At 50.6% G+C, this 21,656-nt stretch carries 14 protein-coding genes and 1 pseudogene; 6 read left to right on the top strand and 9 right to left on the bottom strand.

Annotated features, from left to right (window positions below):
- Positions 1–48: 48 nt before the first annotated feature.
- Positions 49–3,168: a hypothetical protein gene (locus tag BW974_RS24335; protein ID WP_245800171.1), complete on the bottom strand. Its 3,120-nt coding sequence runs from the start codon at positions 3,166–3,168 to the stop codon at positions 49–51.
- Between the two features lie 233 nt (positions 3,169–3,401).
- Between BW974_RS24335 and BW974_RS17600 the strand changes: the two genes are divergently transcribed.
- Together BW974_RS17600 and BW974_RS17595 are read left to right on the top strand one after the other, a co-directional pair.
- On the top strand, positions 3,402–4,793 hold the full coding sequence (locus BW974_RS17600) for an outer membrane protein assembly factor BamB family protein (protein ID WP_084186360.1): 1,392 nt from the start codon (positions 3,402–3,404) through the stop codon (positions 4,791–4,793).
- 535 nt (positions 4,794–5,328) lie between these two features.
- Positions 5,329–6,612 carry a cytosine deaminase gene (locus BW974_RS17595; RefSeq protein ID WP_076431541.1) on the top strand — a complete coding sequence of 428 codons (1,284 nt, stop codon included), beginning with the start codon at positions 5,329–5,331 and terminating at the stop codon, positions 6,610–6,612.
- A gap of 122 nt (positions 6,613–6,734) precedes the next feature.
- Here BW974_RS17595 and BW974_RS17590 read toward each other — a convergent pair whose 3' ends face one another.
- Complete coding sequence (locus BW974_RS17590; RefSeq protein ID WP_076431540.1) at positions 6,735–7,034, bottom strand: DUF7344 domain-containing protein; 300 nt, start codon at positions 7,032–7,034, stop codon at positions 6,735–6,737.
- A gap of 224 nt (positions 7,035–7,258) precedes the next feature.
- Here BW974_RS17590 and BW974_RS17585 point away from each other — a divergent pair, with 224 nt between their 5' ends.
- Positions 7,259–9,457: a PAS domain S-box protein gene (locus BW974_RS17585; RefSeq protein ID WP_076431539.1), complete on the top strand. Its 2,199-nt coding sequence runs from the start codon at positions 7,259–7,261 to the stop codon at positions 9,455–9,457.
- Positions 9,458–10,019: 562 nt separating this feature from the next.
- Here BW974_RS17585 and BW974_RS17580 read toward each other — a convergent pair.
- Positions 10,020–10,523 carry a PIN domain-containing protein gene (locus tag BW974_RS17580; RefSeq protein ID WP_076431538.1) on the bottom strand — a complete coding sequence of 168 codons (504 nt, stop codon included), beginning with the start codon at positions 10,521–10,523 and terminating at the stop codon, positions 10,020–10,022.
- Positions 10,520–10,831, bottom strand: coding sequence for a hypothetical protein (locus BW974_RS17575; RefSeq protein WP_076431537.1), 312 nt, complete (start codon positions 10,829–10,831; stop codon positions 10,520–10,522). The genes BW974_RS17580 and BW974_RS17575 overlap by 4 nt, the downstream gene beginning before the upstream one ends.
- Before the next feature lie 64 nt (positions 10,832–10,895).
- Here BW974_RS17575 and BW974_RS17570 point away from each other — a divergent pair.
- Positions 10,896–11,279: pseudogene (locus BW974_RS17570) on the top strand (RNA-guided endonuclease TnpB family protein); the annotation flags it as partial.
- A gap of 47 nt (positions 11,280–11,326) precedes the next feature.
- On the opposite strand, the gene BW974_RS25825 reads toward BW974_RS17570, so the two are convergent.
- From BW974_RS25825 to BW974_RS17550, 3 genes are all read right to left on the bottom strand, one after another.
- The gene (locus BW974_RS25825) at positions 11,327–13,159 is read right to left on the bottom strand and encodes a hypothetical protein (RefSeq protein ID WP_175609732.1); all 1,833 of its coding nucleotides are present in this window, start codon (positions 13,157–13,159) and stop codon (positions 11,327–11,329) included.
- Positions 13,160–13,607: 448 nt separating this feature from the next.
- A complete protein-coding gene (locus BW974_RS17555) occupies positions 13,608–14,960 on the bottom strand; it encodes a hypothetical protein (RefSeq protein ID WP_076431533.1) in 1,353 nt (450 codons plus the stop codon).
- A 681-nt stretch (positions 14,961–15,641) separates the two neighbouring features.
- Entirely contained in the window at positions 15,642–16,877 is a 1,236-nt protein-coding gene (locus BW974_RS17550; protein ID WP_076431532.1) for an RNA-guided endonuclease TnpB family protein, read from the bottom strand.
- Between the two features lie 54 nt (positions 16,878–16,931).
- Here BW974_RS17550 and BW974_RS27035 point away from each other — a divergent pair, with 54 nt between their 5' ends.
- Together BW974_RS27035 and BW974_RS27540 are read left to right on the top strand one after the other, a co-directional pair.
- Entirely contained in the window at positions 16,932–17,057 is a 126-nt protein-coding gene (locus tag BW974_RS27035; protein ID WP_281247713.1) for a hypothetical protein, read from the top strand.
- Positions 17,058–18,895: 1,838 nt separating this feature from the next.
- Complete coding sequence (locus BW974_RS27540; RefSeq protein WP_076431531.1) at positions 18,896–19,096, top strand: DUF7835 family putative zinc beta-ribbon protein; 201 nt, start codon at positions 18,896–18,898, stop codon at positions 19,094–19,096.
- A 380-nt stretch (positions 19,097–19,476) separates the two neighbouring features.
- Here BW974_RS27540 and BW974_RS17540 read toward each other — a convergent pair whose 3' ends face one another.
- Positions 19,477–20,484 (bottom strand): NAD-dependent epimerase/dehydratase family protein, encoded by a 1,008-nt coding sequence (locus BW974_RS17540; protein WP_076431630.1) that lies wholly within the window; start codon positions 20,482–20,484, stop codon positions 19,477–19,479.
- A 117-nt stretch (positions 20,485–20,601) separates the two neighbouring features.
- Complete coding sequence (locus BW974_RS17535) at positions 20,602–21,537, bottom strand: alpha/beta hydrolase (protein ID WP_076431530.1); 936 nt, start codon at positions 21,535–21,537, stop codon at positions 20,602–20,604.
- Positions 21,538–21,656 lie beyond the last annotated feature (119 nt).

The following is a 21,656-nucleotide window of genomic DNA, read 5'->3' as shown; positions in this document are numbered from 1 at the left end:
TGAAAATATCTAGACCATTGCTGGATTTTCTAAAACCTATTTCAGGCTTTATACGGAATCTTCGACAACAACGTATCCGACTACTTCTGAGGTGTGGGCTCTTTCAAAGTCTGCGCTTTGTTCTTCTTCAATCTTGACCTCGACACCGGTACTCGTGAGATTCCGATAACGGAGATTTGCTGTATCGGGGCCTCTGATCGTTTGCATATCAGCGACGAATTGCGGTGTATCGTATGCTTGTTCGAAAGTGATTTGAGACCATTCATTGGTAACTCCTTCAGCTCGCTGTACCTCAAACAGTGTATCATTGATCTGCGCTGTGGTTTGTTCTAGTGCAATGTAACCGACCGTTTCGTCGTTTGGATGTGTGCCGTCAGAGGCTTGCTCTTCTTGAACTCGCACGTCGAACGACCCGCTCGAGACGTTCCGTAATCGGGTGACGATTGGGTCTCCTCCATTGAATGTCTGGGATTGTGTGAGTACGATTGGTGTCTCTGTTCCGAAGAAATTCCCGAGTGAAATGGATTCAAAGGAGTCTGCGACACCTGCTGTTCCTGCTTTCATCCGATACGAAGCGCCATCGTCGAGTTGTACCTCGCGCTCTCCCTCTTTCATGGAGAGGGTGTGGAATGTCTCTTCGAGATGTTCGCCGTCTTGATACCTCCATTCTTCAAGTTTATATTCCATGCTCCCGTCGCTCACGTTTTGAAGACGAACGTGAATTGGTTGAGTGCCGTTATATGAGAGTGGTTTTGCGATAACAACACCATCTGGCTGTACAATTGAGTCTACCTGGTGCCATTCATGCCTGCGTGACTGAGTATTGGAAATCGTGCTCGTTAATAGGGGATTTCCAAAAACAGCATACCCTATTGCTTCTTCTGCATGGTTCGTTTCACTACTCGAACTTTGTTCTTCTTCAACCTTGACTTCAACACCCGTGCTCGTAAGATTTCGATACCGAAGGCCTGCTGTATCTAACCCATGAAGTGTTTGTAGACTTGCAACGAACTGTGGATTTTCATATGGTCGTTGGAACTCTATACGCGTCCATTCATCTGTTACTCCCTGAGCGGTCCGTCGAACTTCAAACGGTTTCCCATCAAGGAAACCAATTTCTGGCTGAAGTGCAATATAGCCAACCGTCTCCACTCGGTGAGTACCATTCCCTTCCTCTTGAACCTGTACTTCAAATGAGTCACTGGAAACACTAGAAACGCGGGTGACAATCGGATCACGGCCATTGAAACTCTGTGATTGTGCCAGAATGACCGGTCGTATTCCTCCGAAGAAATCCCCAAGTGAGACCGTTGTGCGGTTGTGATCAGTCGACGCTGTCCCTGCTTTCACTCGATAGGGAAGATCATTGTCCAGCTGCAAGTTATATTCAGCTGGTGGCACAGCAAGCGTGTTGAACGTTTCAGTGGTGTGTGCCCCATCCAGATAATCCCATTCTTCAAGTTTGTAATCAAAGCCGCCAGCGATAGTGTTTCGCAGACGAACATGTAGTGGTTGTGCCCCATTGTATGAGGGTGGGTTTGCTACAACAACGCCCGTCGATTGGTCGCTTGCCTCGACTTGGTGCCACTGCTCTTGGGATGCCTGGTCAGCTGACAGGGTATCCGTGGAAAGTACGTTCCCTGGCGAAAACGGTGTGCCATCAATTGTCCATGTTGCAGATCCACTTGCACCGGTTGAGACGATACCGCCAGTTACGTAGAAGGCATACACCTCTCCTGGTGGAACTGACCCACTGGCTTGTTCTGAATCTGGTGGGCGTACTGGTGAGCCATTTGGTCCCCAGTCCATCGCTACCGTTGCCCCGTTATCACCTGCCGGAAGCACGTACGTACCACCAGTAATCTGGTAGGACGCTACGGAGTCATTCCCTGTGTTATCGATGCGAACAAGTTGGGCCGATTGCAGTGGTACTTCTCCAAGTGGTGGAGCAGATGGGAGTGGTGGTCGTGTATCTGGTGGGGTCGGATCACCGTTGGTCGTCATCTGGTTTTGGATATACGAGGAGTCCGTCTGTGGGCCACTGCCACCTAACACACCGGCGACATCACCCCATTCGTTTGGCTCTTGGCCAATTGAGACGGCATACTGATAATCGTGATCGTTATGAACTTCAGTGTTTTTGATTTTAAGATATTCGAGATTAGCGTCGTCACCATTGTTCATCCGTCCATTTAACGTATAGATCGCATCATGATATTTCTCAGAATTATAACTAATGCGGACATTGTTGATATTGATCTCTTCACATGGAGCTGATGCTGTAATTGGGCCACCACAGCTCGAATCAGGATAACGATGATAAAAATCACTATCTGCGATCGTCGCTGTCCCCTCATAGCTGTTGATCCCGTTTTCAGGATCTGCAGGAACAACGCCCTCGACGCTCACACCGCGCTGCAGTGATCCACCAGACCACGATTGAACTGGATGGATATCGTCCTTGATTGAAACACAATTACGAACTTCGGTCCTCCCTCCAATACGAACGCCGACTTGTGTGTTGCGCCAAAAGCAATTATAGATCTTTAGCGGGCCTTCTGGCTTTTTTGCATAAATTGTGTTTTCTCCCCACAGCTCAAACCAACACCGATTGAAGACGAGTTCCCCCTTTCCTGATTCGACAAGGATTGCCCGTCGATTACTTGCTTCAGTTGGTTCACAGGCTCCTTCGTGGAAGTAACAATCCTGTAATAGCCCTCGAGTTCCATCTGCTGCTGACAACCGGAAATACGTTCGTGCATCGCTTGAGTTACCCGAGCCAATATTGGAATCGGTGGCTGCTCGAACCTTCCCACGAGTGACTAACCGTTTGAGCTCCCAATTCCCAGCTTCATTATTCATCCGCACGAACGGCGGAATCTCCGTCTCTCGCATGTCAAGTTCAAATCCGTCCAATACGAACCCGTTAGAGTACACATCGAACCACCGGATGCTATCACCTGACTGGCCTGGAATGAGACGAGCGCCATTTGGCGCGATTAAATGAAGATTATCAATGCCAGAATACACAACAAGTTCATTGAGCAGATATGTCCCTGGTGGGAAGATGATGGTTGTATCATCTTCAATAAGGTTATAAAGAGTAGGATCAATTGCCGAATTTCCGCTATTGTCCGCCCCTTCGTCTACAATATTATACGTCGGCATTTATACACCCCATTAGACGAATATTTTCCCTCTTGATCCTGAGGGAATATTGTGTAGCTAGTAATTTTGCTTTGCAATAACTGTTCATTTTATGCCTTCGACTCACTATCAATTTTCTAAGTCCCATATTTCCTTAGTAATGAATTATACAATCAGTATTTATGTTTTACTATATGGATATAGTCATGAACCAGTAGATAAATACCACAGTACTCTCTTTACCAGACCAACAGATGCAAGAAGATAACCAACCAGATGGTCACCAAAATAGCCGACGGACATTTCTTAAAACAGTTGGCATCACAGTGGGAGCCGCAGGTTTAGAAACCACAACCGTTGCTGCAAAAGATGATGATAGTAGTACAGATAAAGCCACTAATTGGATTACAGCTCGGTCAAATCCTCGACGAACTGGTGCAGTTTCTGGAACCGGTCCAACTCCCTATACAGCAACGAACTGGAAAATGGATCTTGACGGTAGTATGCATTCAAAAGAGCCCGTCGTGAAAGATGGAACTGTGTATCTTGCGGTTACGACCAATAATGGCTCGGCTGACAGTGACGGATATATTGGTGCGTATGATACCGAAACGGGTGAGCAACAGTGGAAGCAATCTGATCTTCCTACACCAAAAACACCGACGATAGGCGAGCAAATGCTATATTTTTCTACACAGGTTTCAGAGACGAATGAAGAAAACCGGGGCGGCCTCTATGCAATCGACAGTGAAAGTGGTGATATCGTATGGAGTCGTACGGACTCATTGAAATGGACGTCACCAATCGCTATTGACCAGCGAATTTATACGTCAAATGTCGACGGTGCGTATGCACTCGATAGCATGACTGGTGAGACAATTTGGAAAACAGACGACATCGGGATGCTAACAGATGGGAGTGATGGGGCACTGAGTTATGCGAATGGAACTGTTTTCTTTAGTGATGGAACAGCACTCGACGCAGCACGAGGAAGAGTACAGTGGCGCGTGACAGACGCTGATTCTGCATTTGGAAACCATGTCGTAGCTAATGGTCGAGTATACTATCTTCGAACAAAATACATCGAAGATGATGATGACGTCATTAGAGTTGAAGCTCGATCAGTGAATAGCGGACGGATTGATTGGGCATATGATATTGGTACGAGTAACGTTATGGAGCGACGATTTGCCGTTGCGAACGGATATGTTCTCTTCTATGAGCCAGGAAGCGATAATACGATAACGGCATTGAATGCCAAGACGGGAGCACATGTCTGGACAAAAGAGCTGGTTGGTGACTATTTCAGCAATCTCACAATCGCTAACAAAACCGTCTATCTTGGTGGTCGATACATGGATCCAGCAAATCCAGGCACGGTCCGAGCAGCTATCCACGCTCTCGATATAACGACTGGTGAGCGAAAATGGTCACAGTTATTAGACGAGAGCGATCTTGAAACATCTTCTGAAGGATTGCTAGCCGCTGGAACACCCGCTGTCGGAGATGGGAAAATATACGCTACGACCTATCCTGCTGGCTCAGTATTCGATTATCATTATTTGCAGTATTCCAATTTCTTTGTTTTGGAATCGTCTAACTCGGTGCCGGACGGTGAACGCACAATCGCAGCGCAAAGTGACTGACTTCTCGCTGTCCACGCTCCTATGTGATTCAAAATTGTATCGCTATACGTATGAATAGAATACGAAGGTGGATAGTCAAAGATACACTAGACTATCCGAGAATATTCTACTTAATAATCAGCTGAAATCATGACAGGAAAGGTGACAATTTGGATAGATTTTATCTATCGACCTAGTCCCTTTCCCGCAATATGAGGGCTGGGTGCAAACAATATAAATATTTTGTAATATATGCTAAATAATCATCCAAACAGGATGATCGGACAGCGGTTTTGATGGAAAAACCATTTAATCCGGTTTGCTTCTCTACCCAATCTATCCAAACCAATTTTGATGGATTGGATGGCAAAACCTGTTTGTATAGATTGGATCGTTGTGCTGGTTTTTAGTGACTGAAGATATCCGGATCCAATTACACTGTACGCTTCAGAATGGGTTGTGTAGCACGCGAGTCACGCTCGCTATAATCGGTGGATTTCTTACTGTTGAGAGAAGGAGGCAGCACAACTTTAGCGACTGGCAGTAGATCAGTAGTATGAATGATTTTCTCGTGACAAACGGGGTGACGCTCGACGGAGAGCGTGTTGATATCGAAATACAAGACAGCAAAATCGACCGCATTATCGACGCGGGTGAAGGCGACACAGCGGCATTTGATGATGACCAACAATACGATGCTGCGGGTCGGCTTGTAACGCCACCACTCATCGAACCACATATTCACCTGGATGCAACTGGAACGGCTGGCGATCCACGATGGAATCAATCAGGCACGCTTGCTGAAGGGATCAAAATTTGGGCCGACAGAAAAACCACGCTTGAGAAAGCGGAGCTGAAAGAACGCGCAACACAGACGATTGAGTGGTTTGCTGCCCATGGCATTACGCGCGTTCGAACGCATGCTGACACCACGGAACAGACGCTTACCGGTGTCGAAGCGTTGCTCGAACTTCGTGAAGACGTAGCTGATCTTGTTGAGCTTCAGATCGTTGCGTTCCCACAGGACGGTCTTTTCACGGACGAGACCCATCTTGAGTTACTCCACGAAGCAGTCGAGATGGGCGTGGACGTGATTGGGGGCATACCCCATAACGAGCATACCCGTGAAGACGGAGTCAACGATGTGCAGACTGCAGTTGACATTGCTGAACGTCATGATCTCCGACTTGATCTCCACATCGATGAGACCGATGACCCACAGTCACGATTCACGGAGGTGCTCGCAAGCGAGGCACTCAAGCGAGACATGGGAAGTCAAACGACGGCAAGTCATGCAACGGCAATGCATTCATATTCGAATGCCTATGCGAACAAGCTGATTACCCTGCTTGCAGAGAGCGGTGTCACTGTTGTGACGAACCCGCCGGACAACGCCGTCCTTCAGGGTCGATACGATGACTATCCACGACGGCGTGGTCATACTCGAATTGATCAGCTTCGAGATGCAGGCGTACCTGTTGGCATCGGTCATGACTCCGTGATGGATCCGTGGTATCACTACGGCGTCGGCGATCAACTAGATGCGGCGTTTATCTTACTCCATTACGCCCAGATGAGCGGCCGTGATGATGTCCCAGCACTCTGGGAGATGCTCACAGAAGCGAACGCCGAGGTGTTTGGTGTGTCTGAATATGGCCTTACAGAAGGCAATGAGGGCTCGCTTGTCGTCTTCGACAGTCACGATCCGTTCAATGTGCTTCGGACGCGCGCACCGCGAAGACTTGTCCTCAAGGATGGTCGACCAATTGCCGAAACAAACCCTGCCGAGACAACAGTGTATCGAGAAGATTCCGGACAAAGAATCGATTTTCATCGATAAGGATCCTTGTCTCTATAGGTAATATCTTCCACCCTAAAGAGAGGGTCTTGTTTCGATAGCGGCACTGTATTTCCGCTGCACGATATCCCTGGTTCAATCCATGCAGCGTTCGTGGTTTCAGACTACGGATGCAGTTCGACACGGGTGGTATCTGGGTCGTAGTTGATGACGCCGATATCACTCATCTTCGGGAGATGAGTGTGATGGAGTGTTAACGCAATATGCTCCGGATCGACTCCCTTGTCTTCTCGTTTGGAAACTATTGTGGCCAGATCATTGAGCTCGACTGTTTCAGTCAATTCCGCTAGGATTCTAAGCGTTATTCTACGTCGTTCTGCCGCGAGTACCCCGTGATATTCGCTCTCGGTCAGGTGCTCTTTTCCTAAGTATGGTCTCGTCCCGTCTTGTGTTGGTTGCGTCATAGTAGTGGATCCTCTAGTTACCAACCATCAGCTGGTGTGATGTTCACTCAGAACCCGTTCCGGATAAGAAGTTAGTAAAATTGGGTAGGGTGCTTTGGGAACGCACAGCTGTCAATGCACACTTTACTATCTTTATTTTGAAACATTTTACAAGTCAATTCAGTTCTATTACAATACGCCCCTCCAACGATGGAGGCATATAAGAGTAGCACCAGTATTATCTGATGACGTCACCCCCATTGACCAAAGCACTTCGAGAAACACTCTCGCTCTTTGACGACTCTGGGGCTCCCCAAACGACAACCGAGGTGGCGAACGCTCTCGATCTTGGTCGCCGGAGCACCTACGAACGATTGGAACGGCTCGTTGATCACGACCAGCTTGAAACTAAGAAGGTTGGGGCGAACGGACGCGTCTGGTGGCAGCCGATGACGACAGAGATGGCTGATCAGTCTCTCACCTTGAATGAACAGAATCGGAGTGAGAAAAAATTCCGCGCCGTATTTGAGGAAGCATTCGACGCGATGCTGATCGCTGACGACGATGCAGAGTACATCGACGTCAATCCGGCTGCCACTGAATTATTCGGTCTCTCAAAAGACGAACTCCGCGGGCAATCGATTAGCGAGTTTGCTGCTGAAGACTACGACTTTGAGCAAGCCTGGCAAAAGTTCCAAGCATCGGACCAGGATCGCGGTCATTTTCCTCTTCTCTGTGCTGATGGGAAGCAACGCATCGTTGAGTTTGCAGCGACTCCGAATATTCTCCCCGGCCGCCATCTCTCTGTTCTCCGCGACGTCACGGAGCGCGAGGATCGCCAACGTCGATATGATGCCGTTTTCAATGGGACCTACCAGTTTACGGGCCTCATCGATCTTGATGGTACTTTTCTCGAAGTCAACGATTCTGCCCTCGAGTTTGGCGGGATTGACCGAGAGAATGTGATTGGAAAAAAGGTCTGGAATACAGACTGGTTCCAGTACGGCAAGGCAGCTGAACGTGTCCGCAAAGCAGTCGAACGAGCCCGTGATGACGAGTTCGTCCGCAACGAACTCGAAGTACAGGGTGTTGATCGTACCGCTATTACCGACTTTTCTCTCCGGCCAGTCACTGACGATCACGGTGAGAACACGTACTTCATCATGGAAGGTCGTGACATCACCGACCGTGTTGAAGCCGAGCGAGAACTGGGGCGCCGTCAAGAGCAATTAGCGACGCTCAACAGTGTTAACGACATCGTTCGTTCGACTACCGACGCACTCATCGACCAATCTTCCCGTGAAGAGATTGATACGACCGTCTGTGAGCACCTCGCGTCTACGGACCGGTATTTATTCGCGTGGATCAGCGATACCGAAGCTCTGACTTGGACTGAGACTCTCCGAGCCGGAGCCGATGTCAAAAACAACTTAGACGAAATTACTGCTCTAATGGACTTGGATGAGGCATATAATGAGAATTTGCCAGACAGAGCCCTCCGGTCAGGCAAAGTTCAGACGACAGAGGATGTCTATACAGATCCAATAAATGAACGTCGGCAGGACCATTCCGACACGGACAGGATTCGATCGTCGGTGGATATTCCAATCATCTATGAAGAGACCAAATATGGGCTTTTAAGTATCACTTCCGAGCGGTCGAACGCCTTCGACGAGCAGGAACAACGGATCTTGGGGCAATTTGGCGAGGTTATCGGCCACGCGATTGCCGCCACTGAACGAAAGCAGGCGTTGATGAGCGACGAGATTCTTGAACTTGAATTACGCATCCCAGATATCCTCGAATCCATCGGTATTGACCAGACGAGTACTGGACAGCTCACCTTAGACAACGTCGTTGCGACCAGTGACGGAGCATACCTCGTGTACGGTACCGTGACTCCCGACGCTCGTAAGACACTTGACGCTCTGACCAGCCAGAGCGCCTACTGGGATTCGGTGACAGTGATCGCCGAGGAGGATGATATCATCCGGTTTGAGGCGCGAATCACCGACATGCCGCTTTCATCCGAAGTGGCCTCGCGGGGCGGCTCCGTCGAAGAAGTGCTGCTTGAAGACGGCGACGCTCATCTGCGGCTTTATTTCTCACCAAGCGCCGACGTCAACGCAATGATCGAGACGATCAACGATTTGTACCCGACCGCCCAATTGCTTGCCAAACGCCAGATTCCACGTCCGGGAAGCCCGGAAACTCAGAGCCGGCAGTCACTCTGCGATAACCTCACCGACCGTCAGCAGGCAGCACTCGAAACCGCGTATCATCGAGGATACTTTGAGTGGCCACGAGGCGCATCCGGCGAGGATCTCGCCAACTCACTCGGAATTGCCCCACCGACATTCTCCCAACATCTTCGTAAGGCTGAACAGAAAGTGTTTGAAACAGTATTTTCATCGTCTACTTCAGCCTCGCAGTGGTCACACTAGCATCAGGAATTGTGATCCTCTACTTGTCTATCAGAGTTCAATAAAAAATCGCAATCTGGGCGTATACCGCTTTAATCCGCGCGGATTAAAGCTAGGTCGTCTGACGCTGATGGTGGTACACAGCAGGCTGAATACCCTGCTGTGACGGGAATGCGGTATGTCCGGTTGAAACGCCGGTTGCATATCGGTGGGAAGACCGCTTTGATACGGCTCCACGCGTTGTACTGCACGTCCGTGGTCACAATTGGACAGCTACCGGTGAGGGGGGACGCGAAAGCGTACTTCGCTCCCGAGGAAACGCGCAAGCGTACTATCTCCTTCGTGGATTCCCACGTCTTGAAGCGCGGGAGCATATCAAAAGCGGTGGTCATAGACGGTGCCGCGATGAGTGACGTGGTGTACCTCCAGAATATCACTCCGGTCCCTCACACAAGTGTTCCAGGTCTGTGTCACAGAATAGATATCTCAGTGAGCCGAGCAACCCAGGAGCCTTCACCGAATTATTCGATACTTTGGATCATTGGGCCGAGAGCAGTGAATAATCGTGGGTTATGCACCCTGCTCACTCGAATAAGTGTTCAGCCTGTTGCACGTAGGCATTTGTCTCCCAACTTCGTGCCTGACTAATCTGTTTGAGGAGCTCTTTCGCCTCTGTGTTTGTGATATTACTATGCACGACAAGTGCTTTGAGCACCCGTGGAGTTGTCACTAGTTGTGGCTCCACAAGCGAGGCATGGATGAGCGCGAGCTGGTTGTACTCGTCACAATAAAAAAACGCCGCGCCGATTTCCTTTGTGAGCTGGATCGCTGCGTTTTCACCATCGTCAAGAGGGAACTCTGGGTCCAATTCGATTTTGTGAGTTTCAAACTGATCTTGTTTGTCGAGGACTGCTTGCGCAGCCTTCGCATGAGGGTCAGTATATTGAGCAACAGCCTCCAGTTCGTCTATAACATGGTACGGGACAGCGACATCATAGCCCTCCAGAAAGTATGGAAGAGCGAGGCGACGCGCGTCGGATGTGGCAGCGAGACTTACGAGAGCGGATGTGTCTGCGACTAGTTTCATTCGTCGAGGGCGCCAGCAAGGTCGTCGCTAATACTGTCGTCAGTGAGCTGGTGCTTGAGTACGCGAAAATTCTGAGCTGCCTCGGTACCCACGATTGCCTTTACTTGCTCGAAGGTGAGTCGGTCTTCGTAGTAGGCATTTGCAATTGCTTGCTGAACACGCTCTTCATCACTTGCGTCTGCGAGATAGTCACGGAGGGCATCGACAAGAACATCGGTTCGGTTTTTATCCTCCGCGACAGCCAGGACGTCGGCTTGTTCAATTAGCCGTTCGGGGGCGCGAAAATGGACGCGTTTGCTGGAACTCATACGTGTACATTGTGCGCACAAAACCAAAAAGATATCCCAACCAGCTATCTCGTGGTAGCAAGGCGAGGACCTAACCGATATTCGGGACCGTATGCCAGGCGCGAAAGCGTTCCACGCATGGGCATTCAGACGGCTCTACGAGTACGTCGAGTACAAAGCTACAGAGTTCGGTATCCCAACCAAACAAGTAGACCCAGCGTATACGTCCCAACGTTGTTCGAAGTGCGGTCACACCGAATGTGGGAACCGCCCGAAACAGGAGCGATTCTGTTGTCGAAAGTGCGGCTACGAGGTTCACGCAGACTACAACGCGGCGAAGAACATCGGAATCAAGCATGTCCACGCTGGGCAAAAGTCTTCGCGTGGACGGGTCAACCGTCAACTGGCCCTGAAGTCGGGAACGTTGAACGTGAGCGACGGGTTTACGTCCGCCGAAGTTTCGGCTTGAACGGGAGTTCACCCACAGGCCCCGGCGTTAACACCGGGGTAGTTGACTTATGCGCTTGAATTGTCCGGTGCTGGGGTTGGTTCTGGCGCTGCGGTTGGTTCAGGTTCTGCAGTTGGTTCTGGCGCTGCTGTTGGTTCCGGTTCTGGTGTCGGTTCTGGTGTTGGTTCTGGGGTCGGTTCTGGGGTCGGTTCAGGTTCTGCCGTTGGTTCTTGAGTTTCTTCGTCGGGTTGTTGGGTACCGTTGACTTGACTCTCTTGCTCGGCCGCTTGTTGAATCTCTTCAAGAGAGGCGCCTGTTGTTGCTGCTTGTACCCCTTGTTGAGCACCGTCTGCTGCGGCGTTCTGAATGACATTGATATTGACGTTCTGATTCACCGAGGCGAATTCGACAGCCCCTGTTGCCCCACCCAATGCTGCAGCTTGGACTTCTTGTGGCGATACGTCTGGAGCACCCGCCGCTGCGTTGATTGCCCCCTCCGCTGCACCAAGTGCTGCATTAAGGATGACGTTGATGTTCACGTTCTGGTTGACGGCACCAGATTGCACACATCCTTGGGCTGCACCAAGTGCAGCGTTGAGGATGACGTTGATATTCACGTTCTGGTTGATGGCACCAGCTCGTAAGGCGCCTAGTGCGGCACCTTGGGCGGCGTTAAGAACGACGTTGATGTTCACATTCTGGTTTACAGCGCCTACGATTGCACCCTGGGCGGCACCAGACGCGGCATTGAGAATGACATTGATGTTCACGTTCTGGTTCACAGCACCCTGGGCGGCACCAAGCGCGGCATTGAGGATGACGTTGATATTGACATTCTGGTTCACAGCGCCAGCCTGCACTGCGCCCTGGGCCGCACCAACTGCTGCATTGAGAATGACGTTGATATTGACATTCTGATTCACAGCGCCCTGAATCGCACCCTGTGCCGCACCGAGTGCAGCATTCTGGATAACATTAATATTGACGTTCTGATTTATTTGCAACGCACCCTGCGCTGCGCCGCTTACGGCATTTTGGAGAACGTTGATATTGACGTTTTGATTCGCTGCACCTGCCTGGACGCCACCTTGGGCCGCACCAAACGCAGCATTTTGAATGACGTTGATATTGACATTCTGGTTCGTTGCAGCACCCTGTACCGCGCCTTGGGCTGCACTCGATGCTGCGTTTTGTACAATATTGACATTGGCATTTTGGTTGACTGCGCCCTGAGCTGCACCTAATGCCGCATTCTGAAGGACGTTGACGTTGACGTTCTGATTTGTTACTCCTGCTTGAGCACATCCTTGTGCAGCACCAAGCGCGGCATTCTGTACGACGTTGACATTTGCATTTTGATTCGCTATAGCCCCTTGTACTGCCCCTTGAGCACCGCCGGATGCAGCATTCTGGACAACATTGACATTGGCGTTCTGATTGATTGCGCCTTGAGCTGCGCCAAATGCGGCGTTCTGGAGAACGTTGACATTGGCATTCTGGTTGACTGTCCCTTGAGCCGCTCCTTGTGCCGCGCCGAACGCAGCATTCTGGACGACATTGACATTGACGTTCTGATTAACAGCCCCTTGGACCGCACCTTGAGTAGCACCCTCAACAATTGCTTGCTGCTCGTCCTCTGATAACGAATCCTCAACGCTATCTACACCTTGTTGAGCGCCTTGCTCTGCTGCTTGGACTAACGATTGTTGGTTTCCACCCCCACCATCCTGGGTCGTTGTTGTTCCTTGTTCTTGGGTTGTTGTTTGTTGTGCACTGGCGAAACTGGATACACCTACTGTGGCTATGAGTCCCGAGAGAATGGTTCTTCTCTTTAAAGACTGCTGTTGAGGTTTCTCCGGTTCAATATCTGAGTCATTCTCTGATTGATTCGTTCGTGTCATGTTTGTTCCTTCTCCCGACGACTGATTTGCTGATAATCAGCGCCGTTACGAACGCGTGACTACCTATCCCGTATTCAATCCAGAGAACAGTTTAGGACAATTTTATAAAATATGTGGATTATTCTCCGCAGAATTCTTCCATATTGACTCTAATTTTTCATTACTTACTACGGTAAGTGGTGTGTAATTGGCAGTAACGCAACTTGACTATCTTGTGGATCGCAGCCGAGGAGAGACACCAAGTGGTTCGACGGACATGGTTCGAGTGCTCATACTAGCGGTGGAGATCGACCTAAGAGTTTAGCGCCTTGCGGGTAACGGCTTAAGGATTCATATTGACCTAGCCCATGGGCAAGGGTACGGCTCTGAGCGGCTGCACGAATGAAACGGGGGTGTGGTATCACCACCCCGGTTCGAGGCTTATGACGGACTCGAGCGTTCGTTCTCGTTACGAATTGTTATTGTTGTTCTCGGGGCAGAAGACGCGGAACCAGCAGATCTCCGCTTTCTTCTTACACTTGCCGTCCGAATCGCTCGAGATAGTGGCGCAGAATTGACTGTCAACCGGTTCGGCAACAACCGGTTCCTGTTCCTTGCAGTCCTTGAAGCAACCACACGATTTGCCGTCGTGGTGTTTATGATGCTTCTCGTCCTTCTTGCACTTCTTTCCGTTGTCGTGGTGCTTTTTCTTATGCTTCTTGCACTTCTTTCCGTCATCGTGGCCGTCTCGACCGTCACGCTTCTTTTTCCGCGTCGCGTAACTGACGGCGAACGGGAAGGGTGCACAGATGGTCACTTCTTGCTGATCACCCTCGATCGAGAACACATCGGGGTCGACCTCATCGCCGATGTCATCGTAGGTGTCGGGCCACCATGTTCCGTACTTATATTTGAACGCGATGTTGAGGTCAGGTGGACATTCCGGCTGTTCCTGGCACGGCGCATCGGACGCTGCCACAAACTGATCAAACAGCACCATTCCATCGTACTCGACCAAAAGCTGTTCTGGATCCCGATCCCCAGGGAGTTCGACCACTGCAACGCCGTTGGCGTCGACCTCGGGCATGTACGTTTCCGTGGATTCGTCCGTAAAGGTCACTGTCACATCTAGCGTCTCACCTTCGTCGATGTTTTCGGTCTGAATAGTGATTTGTGCACACGTGACCTCGACATCAGTAACCGCTGGGTTATCTCCACATGGGGCATCCGATGCCGTCACACCCGCGTCGAACAGAATTAGCCCGTCGTACTCAATCCGTAGGTTGACCGGGTCAACGTCACCGGGCAACGTAACAGTCGCCTGGTTATCGGTAACCGTCGGGGTATAGTTCTCCGTGGATCCGTCCGAGAACTCCACCGTCACATCCAACGTTTCACCATCGGGAATGTTCGAGGTGGTGATGACTATTTGATCACAGGTAACGTCTACGTCGTCGACTGTTGGGGGATTTTCGCCGCCGCACGTGTAGTACGTCGCGTTGCTGATGTCCTGTGACCCTTCCGGTAGACACCACGTAACGTCGCCCTCCGGATTTTCCGGAACCGCTGCCACGAAACAGTTCTGCCCTGCTTTGAACGTTATGTAGTCCGCATTGTCGGGAATCTCTTCCGCCGATGTCGTATAGCAGGTTCCGTCAAGGCCAGTAACCAGTCCGACGGCGATCGGTTCAGTACCACAGGCCTCGCGTGCGCAGCTGATACACTGACCCGCTTGTCCACCTGGTGGATTCTCGGGTGGTGTACTCGCTTCACCACAGGACGATGCCTCGATAGGGTCTCCGTTCTGCGCGAGCGAGGACATGGAAAAGCCGCCGAACCCCGCAAGTGTTGCGCCGCCTACGGTGATTCCTTTCAGGTAATCTCTTCGTTTGATACTGCTATCGTTACCGTTATTTTCTCTTGGAATGCAATCTCGAAAAAGAGGGTATATCAATTTGTTATGAGGGGCCTGAATCGCAACTAACGGTGCCTACCGCTTAGTAAGGAGTGATTAACAGGGGGGTCGACCTCCGTTGGAATGCATTCACTGCGTACGATTCAAAGGAAGAACAGTCATCATGAGAGGGAACGCATCCGGTGAAGAGCACACCCCTCGACTTTGACCAGAACTCGGCCTCGGTTATTCGCACGACCCGTGTCTTGTCCACGTCACATGTTGTGCGAACGCGTGTGCTTTTTCCATGTTTGTGAGCGAGTTTCCGCAGTGTTTTCACTCGCAAAGCGGTGTAGTATGTACCTTCTACCTAAAATTATAGCGACCAGTAGTTCTCTACGGGCCGATTCCGGATGTAGTCGAAGTCATTATCTCGCGTCACGACAGTCCCACCGACCAACCGTGCAATAGCGCCAATCATCACGTTAGGTGTCTTCACGGGTGTCCCATTATAAGCGGAAGTGGAGAGCATTATCATACAGTGACATCCTCCCCGTCGTAAACGACGGGGCTTCCCACAACAGTGGGATTCCGGCAAGGCCGTAGGTTTCAGTCCGAATACGCCGAAAGCGTCATCTGTGCGGGTTTCGCACTCGTCTTTCGGTGGACTGTGGCGGTGTCACAACCGCTCCCGTCCTGTGGCGTGTCATCGCGCTCCGGTTTCCAAGGAACGCTCTCACCCCACGGGTCTACGCGACCAGCGATATTCGCCGCCGCGTTAATATCTGCTTGGAATGTCGACACGTGGCAGCCGTCGTTTGTACAGCGGAACTCCGCTTGTGAACCCCGTCGCCCGATGTGGCCGCAGGCGTGGCACGTTTGGCTTGTGTACGCTGGATTCACAAACCGAACGGGAATACCCAACTCGGTTGCTTTGTCTTCAATACGACCCTGCAACCGTGCAAACGCCCACGCATGCAAGCGTCGGTTCATGTACTTGCCGTAATCCAACCGCTCGCGGATGAACGACAAGTCTTCAAGGACGATAACCGGATTCTCGAACTGTCGGGCGTATTCAACCGCGTTCCGAGACGCCTTCTCCACGATGTCGGTGAGAGCGTTCTGGTAGTGGTCGAATCGTTCATCAATCCGCCACTCGGACGCGTCTCGTTGTTGCAGGCGTTTCAGGGTCGTGTACATTTCTTTGCGGAGGTGTCGGGCACGACTGCCACTTTCGAGCATCGGCTTCGTCGGTGTGTTGCGCTTGAGGGCACAGCCCGTAATCAACGCAGATTCACCGATATCAAAACCGATGTGCGTTTCGTCACCGTCCGTATCAGGTTCGTCTACCTCGTATTCGGCGGCGATGTGGAACACCCAACTCCGCCGGTTCTGTTGGAGTTGTATCTGTCCTGCTTTGGCGTCACCTTCGAGAAGGCAGTTCCAAAGGGACTCCTGCTCCGGGTTCAACCGAAGCGGTATCCAGAAGTTCGTTCCCCTACCGGGTTGCGGGACATTCCAACAAATCTCGTAGTGACGTGACTCGTCACGGTCAAATTTCGCGGCTTGGTTCGTGAGTCGAAGCGGATGCTCGTCGTCAATCTCACGAGCATTGTACGTTTTTCGGAGCTTCGGAACGTAACTACACATCGCGGCTTTCGCCTGATACGGGAGGTCGTAGGGCGTCACAACGTCGCTGACGCCACCCATCGTATCGGCTCCCGAATCAAACGCTTCGTCCAACGCTTCGCGGTAGGTGGTGAGAAGGCGACGAAGACGCACCGCTTTGCCCTGTGTTGGTGGGGCGAAAGTGGCTTGGAGTGTCTTCGTCACCGTCTCTACCATACCACATGCTACACACCATGCACACTTATTTGTATCGGTGCTGTAAGGGCGTGTATGGAGCGTAGAAACGTCACAATCCGAGAAGAACAGGACGAATGGATACGAGAGAACCACATCAATCTCTCAAGTCTCGTGCGTGAATGTATCGACAACCGAATGGAATCCGGCTTAGCTGATTAACGGCAGTACGTCAATTGAGCTTACGCGATTCACGCCCGCCGTAAACGGCGGGATTCTCTCGCTGATTAAAGACACAGCTCCGAGCATGTGGACACAGACGAGGATCACGCAGACACACCGCAATCAGTCAGACGTGCGTCAGCCATAGGCACAAAGCCTATACGGTGATCCTCCTTCAATCCATGTGCGGTTCTGCTTGAACCGCACGCTCGGAGTCAAGGGGCGTTTGCCCCTATTAGCGCAGTTAGTATGCTGTACTAACCTGCGACGCACACCCCTACCCAATCCCCCCTTCTTTCCCCTTGTGTTTGCTTGGTGAGTGGTTGTACTTATTGAAACTATCGTGTTCACTGGCATACTGTATACACATATGACGGCGCGAGGTTGGGTTTGTGAACTACCCCGTTCTTCACCGCGCGTAGGGCGGGGCTTCCGACTTCGATGACGCACTTTGCAGGAACCGAAGAGGTTTCGGTAGGGAGTGCAGTCTCCATAGGTGTTGACGAATCGCTCTGCGATTCGTTCGCCAACCAGAAATCGAAAATTTCTGGTGGCGTTGATTCGGAGCATCCCGCTCCTATATCCGCTTTCTTCAACCCACGAACGAGGATGTTGTACGCCACGTTCCAGCCCTGTCCGCTGTGAATCCACACGACGGACACGAACGTTCACAGACTCACAACGGTTATCAAACGAGACACCGCATGCCGCATATTCTTTGGTCGTCCCTCGTGGGTCTACTCAATGGCTATTTTGTGGAATCCGACGCTCATCAATTAGATCCGAGCATGGGAGATGATTGCCAAGTGAATCGACATCAGTATCACAGAACGGACACACGGTCGTAGTTTTTTCACCGTGCTTACATCGCCCACGAGCATGGTACCACACTGCGCTTGTTGAGCGGCCAACCTTGTCAGCGATTTCAGCCGGAGAGAAGCCCTTATCATCGAAGTGCTGAATTTGTTCACATTCGGTTGCCGAAACCGGAATTATCTGTGAGTGATAGGACATAACTATATTGCAGTCCCAGGGGGATTTTAGTATTAATATTTAATACTGGAACGCTGATTGGCACCTATCGAGTTTTCAGGCTTCGAAATATTAGTATTTCTACTCAAAACGGATGGGAAGCGACCATGAGAAGAGTGAATTCAGACACACAGATCTCCGTTGTGAGTAGTGCCTGCTGTATTACCCTAACATACCACTTCAAAGATTACGAGAATAGCACAAACACATTGTTTATTTTCAGTTATATAGCCATTCAGTAACGGAAACCTTTTGTCCGATAGGTAATTTACTATTTAATGGAATCACTAGATTCCAAAGACGCGCATCCTACTGCGTCTTTTCCAACCCTTAGTTCCGCGCGAGCTCTATTTGACTAAGTAGTGGTCACAACATGATCCTCGATGCTTATTAATGCATATAAAAATTTAATAAAAAATTGAAAAGAGACCGAATTTTTATTGCGTCGGGCCAGAGAGAACAGATGATATGGTGCTCCCAGTCATCGTGCGGCGGTGGCTCTCTGTGGATGAAAGTGTTATTCGCGAGTGTCGCCAGTGTGGGACATCACTCGACACCACCGAACAGCCGTGCCCGAGCTGTGGATCGACTGAAACTGTGGCATTCGACGTTTCATAGTCCCGTTTCGGTATCAGTGAACGTCGGGTAATCTTTTACGCAAATAAAGGTCATGGATGAGAGCCTTGCATTTGCAACGAATAGACCGACTGATCGCCGGAGACTACTACCTAATATAACGAGCGAAAAGCAGGTTCAACACCGGCTAGGGTATAGTGAAGCTGCCAAGTCCTCCAGAATGAACTGCAATGTCTACACCACAGTTAGACTCCACCAAAATAGTTGAACAATGCGAAAATTGTGCGGCGAAAACTCCCCACACTGTAACAGTTGACCTTGTCACAGAAAGTGACAAAGAGGAGACTGTTGCGTACTCGCGGGAACCGTACCGAATCACAGAATGTACACAGTGCGAAACTGAAACCCGACAGCGAATGAATAACGTCTAATCGTGTTTTTTAGCTGAATATAGACGCTAAGCCCCTCCCAAAAAGAGCGAGCAGCGCGAAGCGCGTAGGGCGGGGTAGTTCACGTTATCTTTCAACAGCGAAAAAATTCCGCCGTAAATGGCGGACGTGAATCGCGTAAGCTCCAATTTCACAAACCATAGCTACAGCCAACTGAATGCCCCATGGAGTAAGACCACCTAAGCGGAGCGCACCTACGCAGATGACGCTTGGCACGTATGAGTCGAAAAACCGTCCCAGCAGTCTGGTATTTCTCTTCGAGAGGAAACCTCGTCGTCAACGACGGGGGAGGATGTCACGCATCAGTCATCACCCATCAGATTTCGACGCAACACACCACCCTCTTGCCAAAAACGGAGGTTTCACCGATCCGTCGCCATGTGATTCCTGGCCGCCTGCCATTCCTCGACGAGCGTATCATCGAACGGCTCTGTGTTCCAGTTTTTGATTTGGTCGCGTTCGTCGAGCCACTCAATCGTCCGAGCGATACCAGTCTCGAAATTTATTGTGTATTCATAGTCTAGATCATGCCTGGCTTTGCTGTTGTCAAATGTTGTTGAGAACTGGAAATGGTCACGAAGCATCTTGGTTCGCTCAGGAGCGACTGTACGGAGAACGGTGGTCGGGATATGTACTAACTCCGGTTCAGGTGCATCCATAGCACGGGCGACACGGCAGTGATACTGATTCCATGTGATGAATTCCTCGCTCGTAACGTGATACATTTCGCCAAACGCAGTTTCGTTCCCGAGGGCGTTCACGAACGCACGGGCAACGTCATCACGGTGACAGGGCCCCCAGAGCGAGGTCCCGTCGCCGTGGACGATAATTGGCTTCCCTGCACGTAACCGGTCGAGATAGTATGTGTCGTCCCCGAACGTATGGAGGACATTCCCGCCCTCACCGTACGTACTCCACGGTCGGAGGACGGTTGTCTCAAACAGCCCCTGCTTAGAAGCATCCATGAACACGTCTTCGGCGGCAGCTTTCTTTCGTCCATACTCGCTAATATTCGGGTATCTAGCAGCGTTCTCCGTGATAGGATTGTGTTCGGGTGGTCGATGGTAAACGTCAACGGTACTATAGAAGACGTACTGGTCGACGAAGGATGCAACAGCATCAACCGTCGCTTGTGCGGTCTCAGGTGAGAAACAGACCATATCGATTAGTACATCGGGGTTGGTGTCCGCGACAGCCGTTTTGAGGGCATCTGTGTCGTGTCTGTCACCCCGTATGTGTGTGACGCTCGTAGGTAGGGAAGTATCGTGAATTCCCCGCGTAAATACGGTCACAGATTCATCCCTATCCACAAGCTGATCGACAATAGCAGAACTGATCAGTCCAGTCCCACCGATGATAAATACATTCATATTTAGTGACGTACCCGAAATCATAAAGCGATACGGATAGCGGCGGAACGTAGATATGCACCGCCATGTCGACTAACTTCTGATGTCCAATTGATCAACCGACGGTAGGTATGGATATTAACAAGACAAAAGCGCGTCCGCGAGATCGCTTCCGACAACTGCAGTTGCTTCATGAGCTCGGTCAATATTTCTATTCAGCATAAATCCGTGGATCATGTCCTCGTAGTTACGATACTGAACCGAGACTCCATCATTAACCAGTTGCGATGCATACGCTTTGCCACCGTCTCGAAGTGGATCAAATCCAGCAGTGATAATCGTCGCTGGCGCCACAGATGAAAGATCGCCTGCATTAATTGGGTCTGCGTATGGGTTTCGCTCATGAATTTCATTACCATAATAACAATCTCGAAACCACTGCAAGTCTTTTTTGTCTAACACAATTCCAGAATGCTTTTCAATCGATTGCTGATCGGCTTTCGCTCCGATAGCCGGATACAATAATGCTTGATATGCAATATCGGGCCCGTTACGTTCGGCTGCCATGAGTGAACTCACAGCCGCTAGGTTTCCACCCGCACTATCGCCAGCCACTGCGAGTTGTCCTGTCGAATTGATCGCTGATGGGTTCGCTGCTGCCCACTGTACGGCTGTGTATGCGTCTTCGACAGCGGCTGGAAATGGATGTTCCGGAGCGAGACGGTATGCAACCGACAGTACAGCACACCTGCTTTGGCGGGTCAATTGCCGGCAAAGCACATCATGTGTCGTTAAATTCCCAAGGACAAACCCACCGCCGTGGAAGAACACGATCGTTGGGAACGATCCAGATTCTTGTGGCAGATACAATTTCGTCGAGAGTGATCCATCTGGACCGGGAATCGTTCGTTCGACGGTTGCTCCGACTGCTGGAGGATTTCGGTTTAGAATCCAGCTGGCGGCGCGGCTGAACAGTCGGAAGAAATGAAGACCACGCTCACTATGAGGGAGTGAAAATCGTTGGTGGCGTTTGAGGGCGTTCTTTGCCTGTGGATGAAGCTCGTCTGCTTCCATCTCAAAAAGTTCCACTACCTAATAATAAATCACTCGAATCAAAAGCTACACTATTAGCACACAGTGTCGCCGAGGTAGTTCTCATCATCAATGAAAACTACGAGGACCTGTAGATTAAA

Origin of the sequence: Haladaptatus litoreus, assembly GCF_900156425.1 — an archaeon.
In the GTDB taxonomy this organism is placed as follows: domain Archaea; phylum Halobacteriota; class Halobacteria; order Halobacteriales; family Haladaptataceae; genus Haladaptatus; species Haladaptatus litoreus.
The sequence above is the reverse complement of the archived record's forward strand: the minus strand, read 5'-3'. Positions and strand labels throughout refer to the sequence as shown.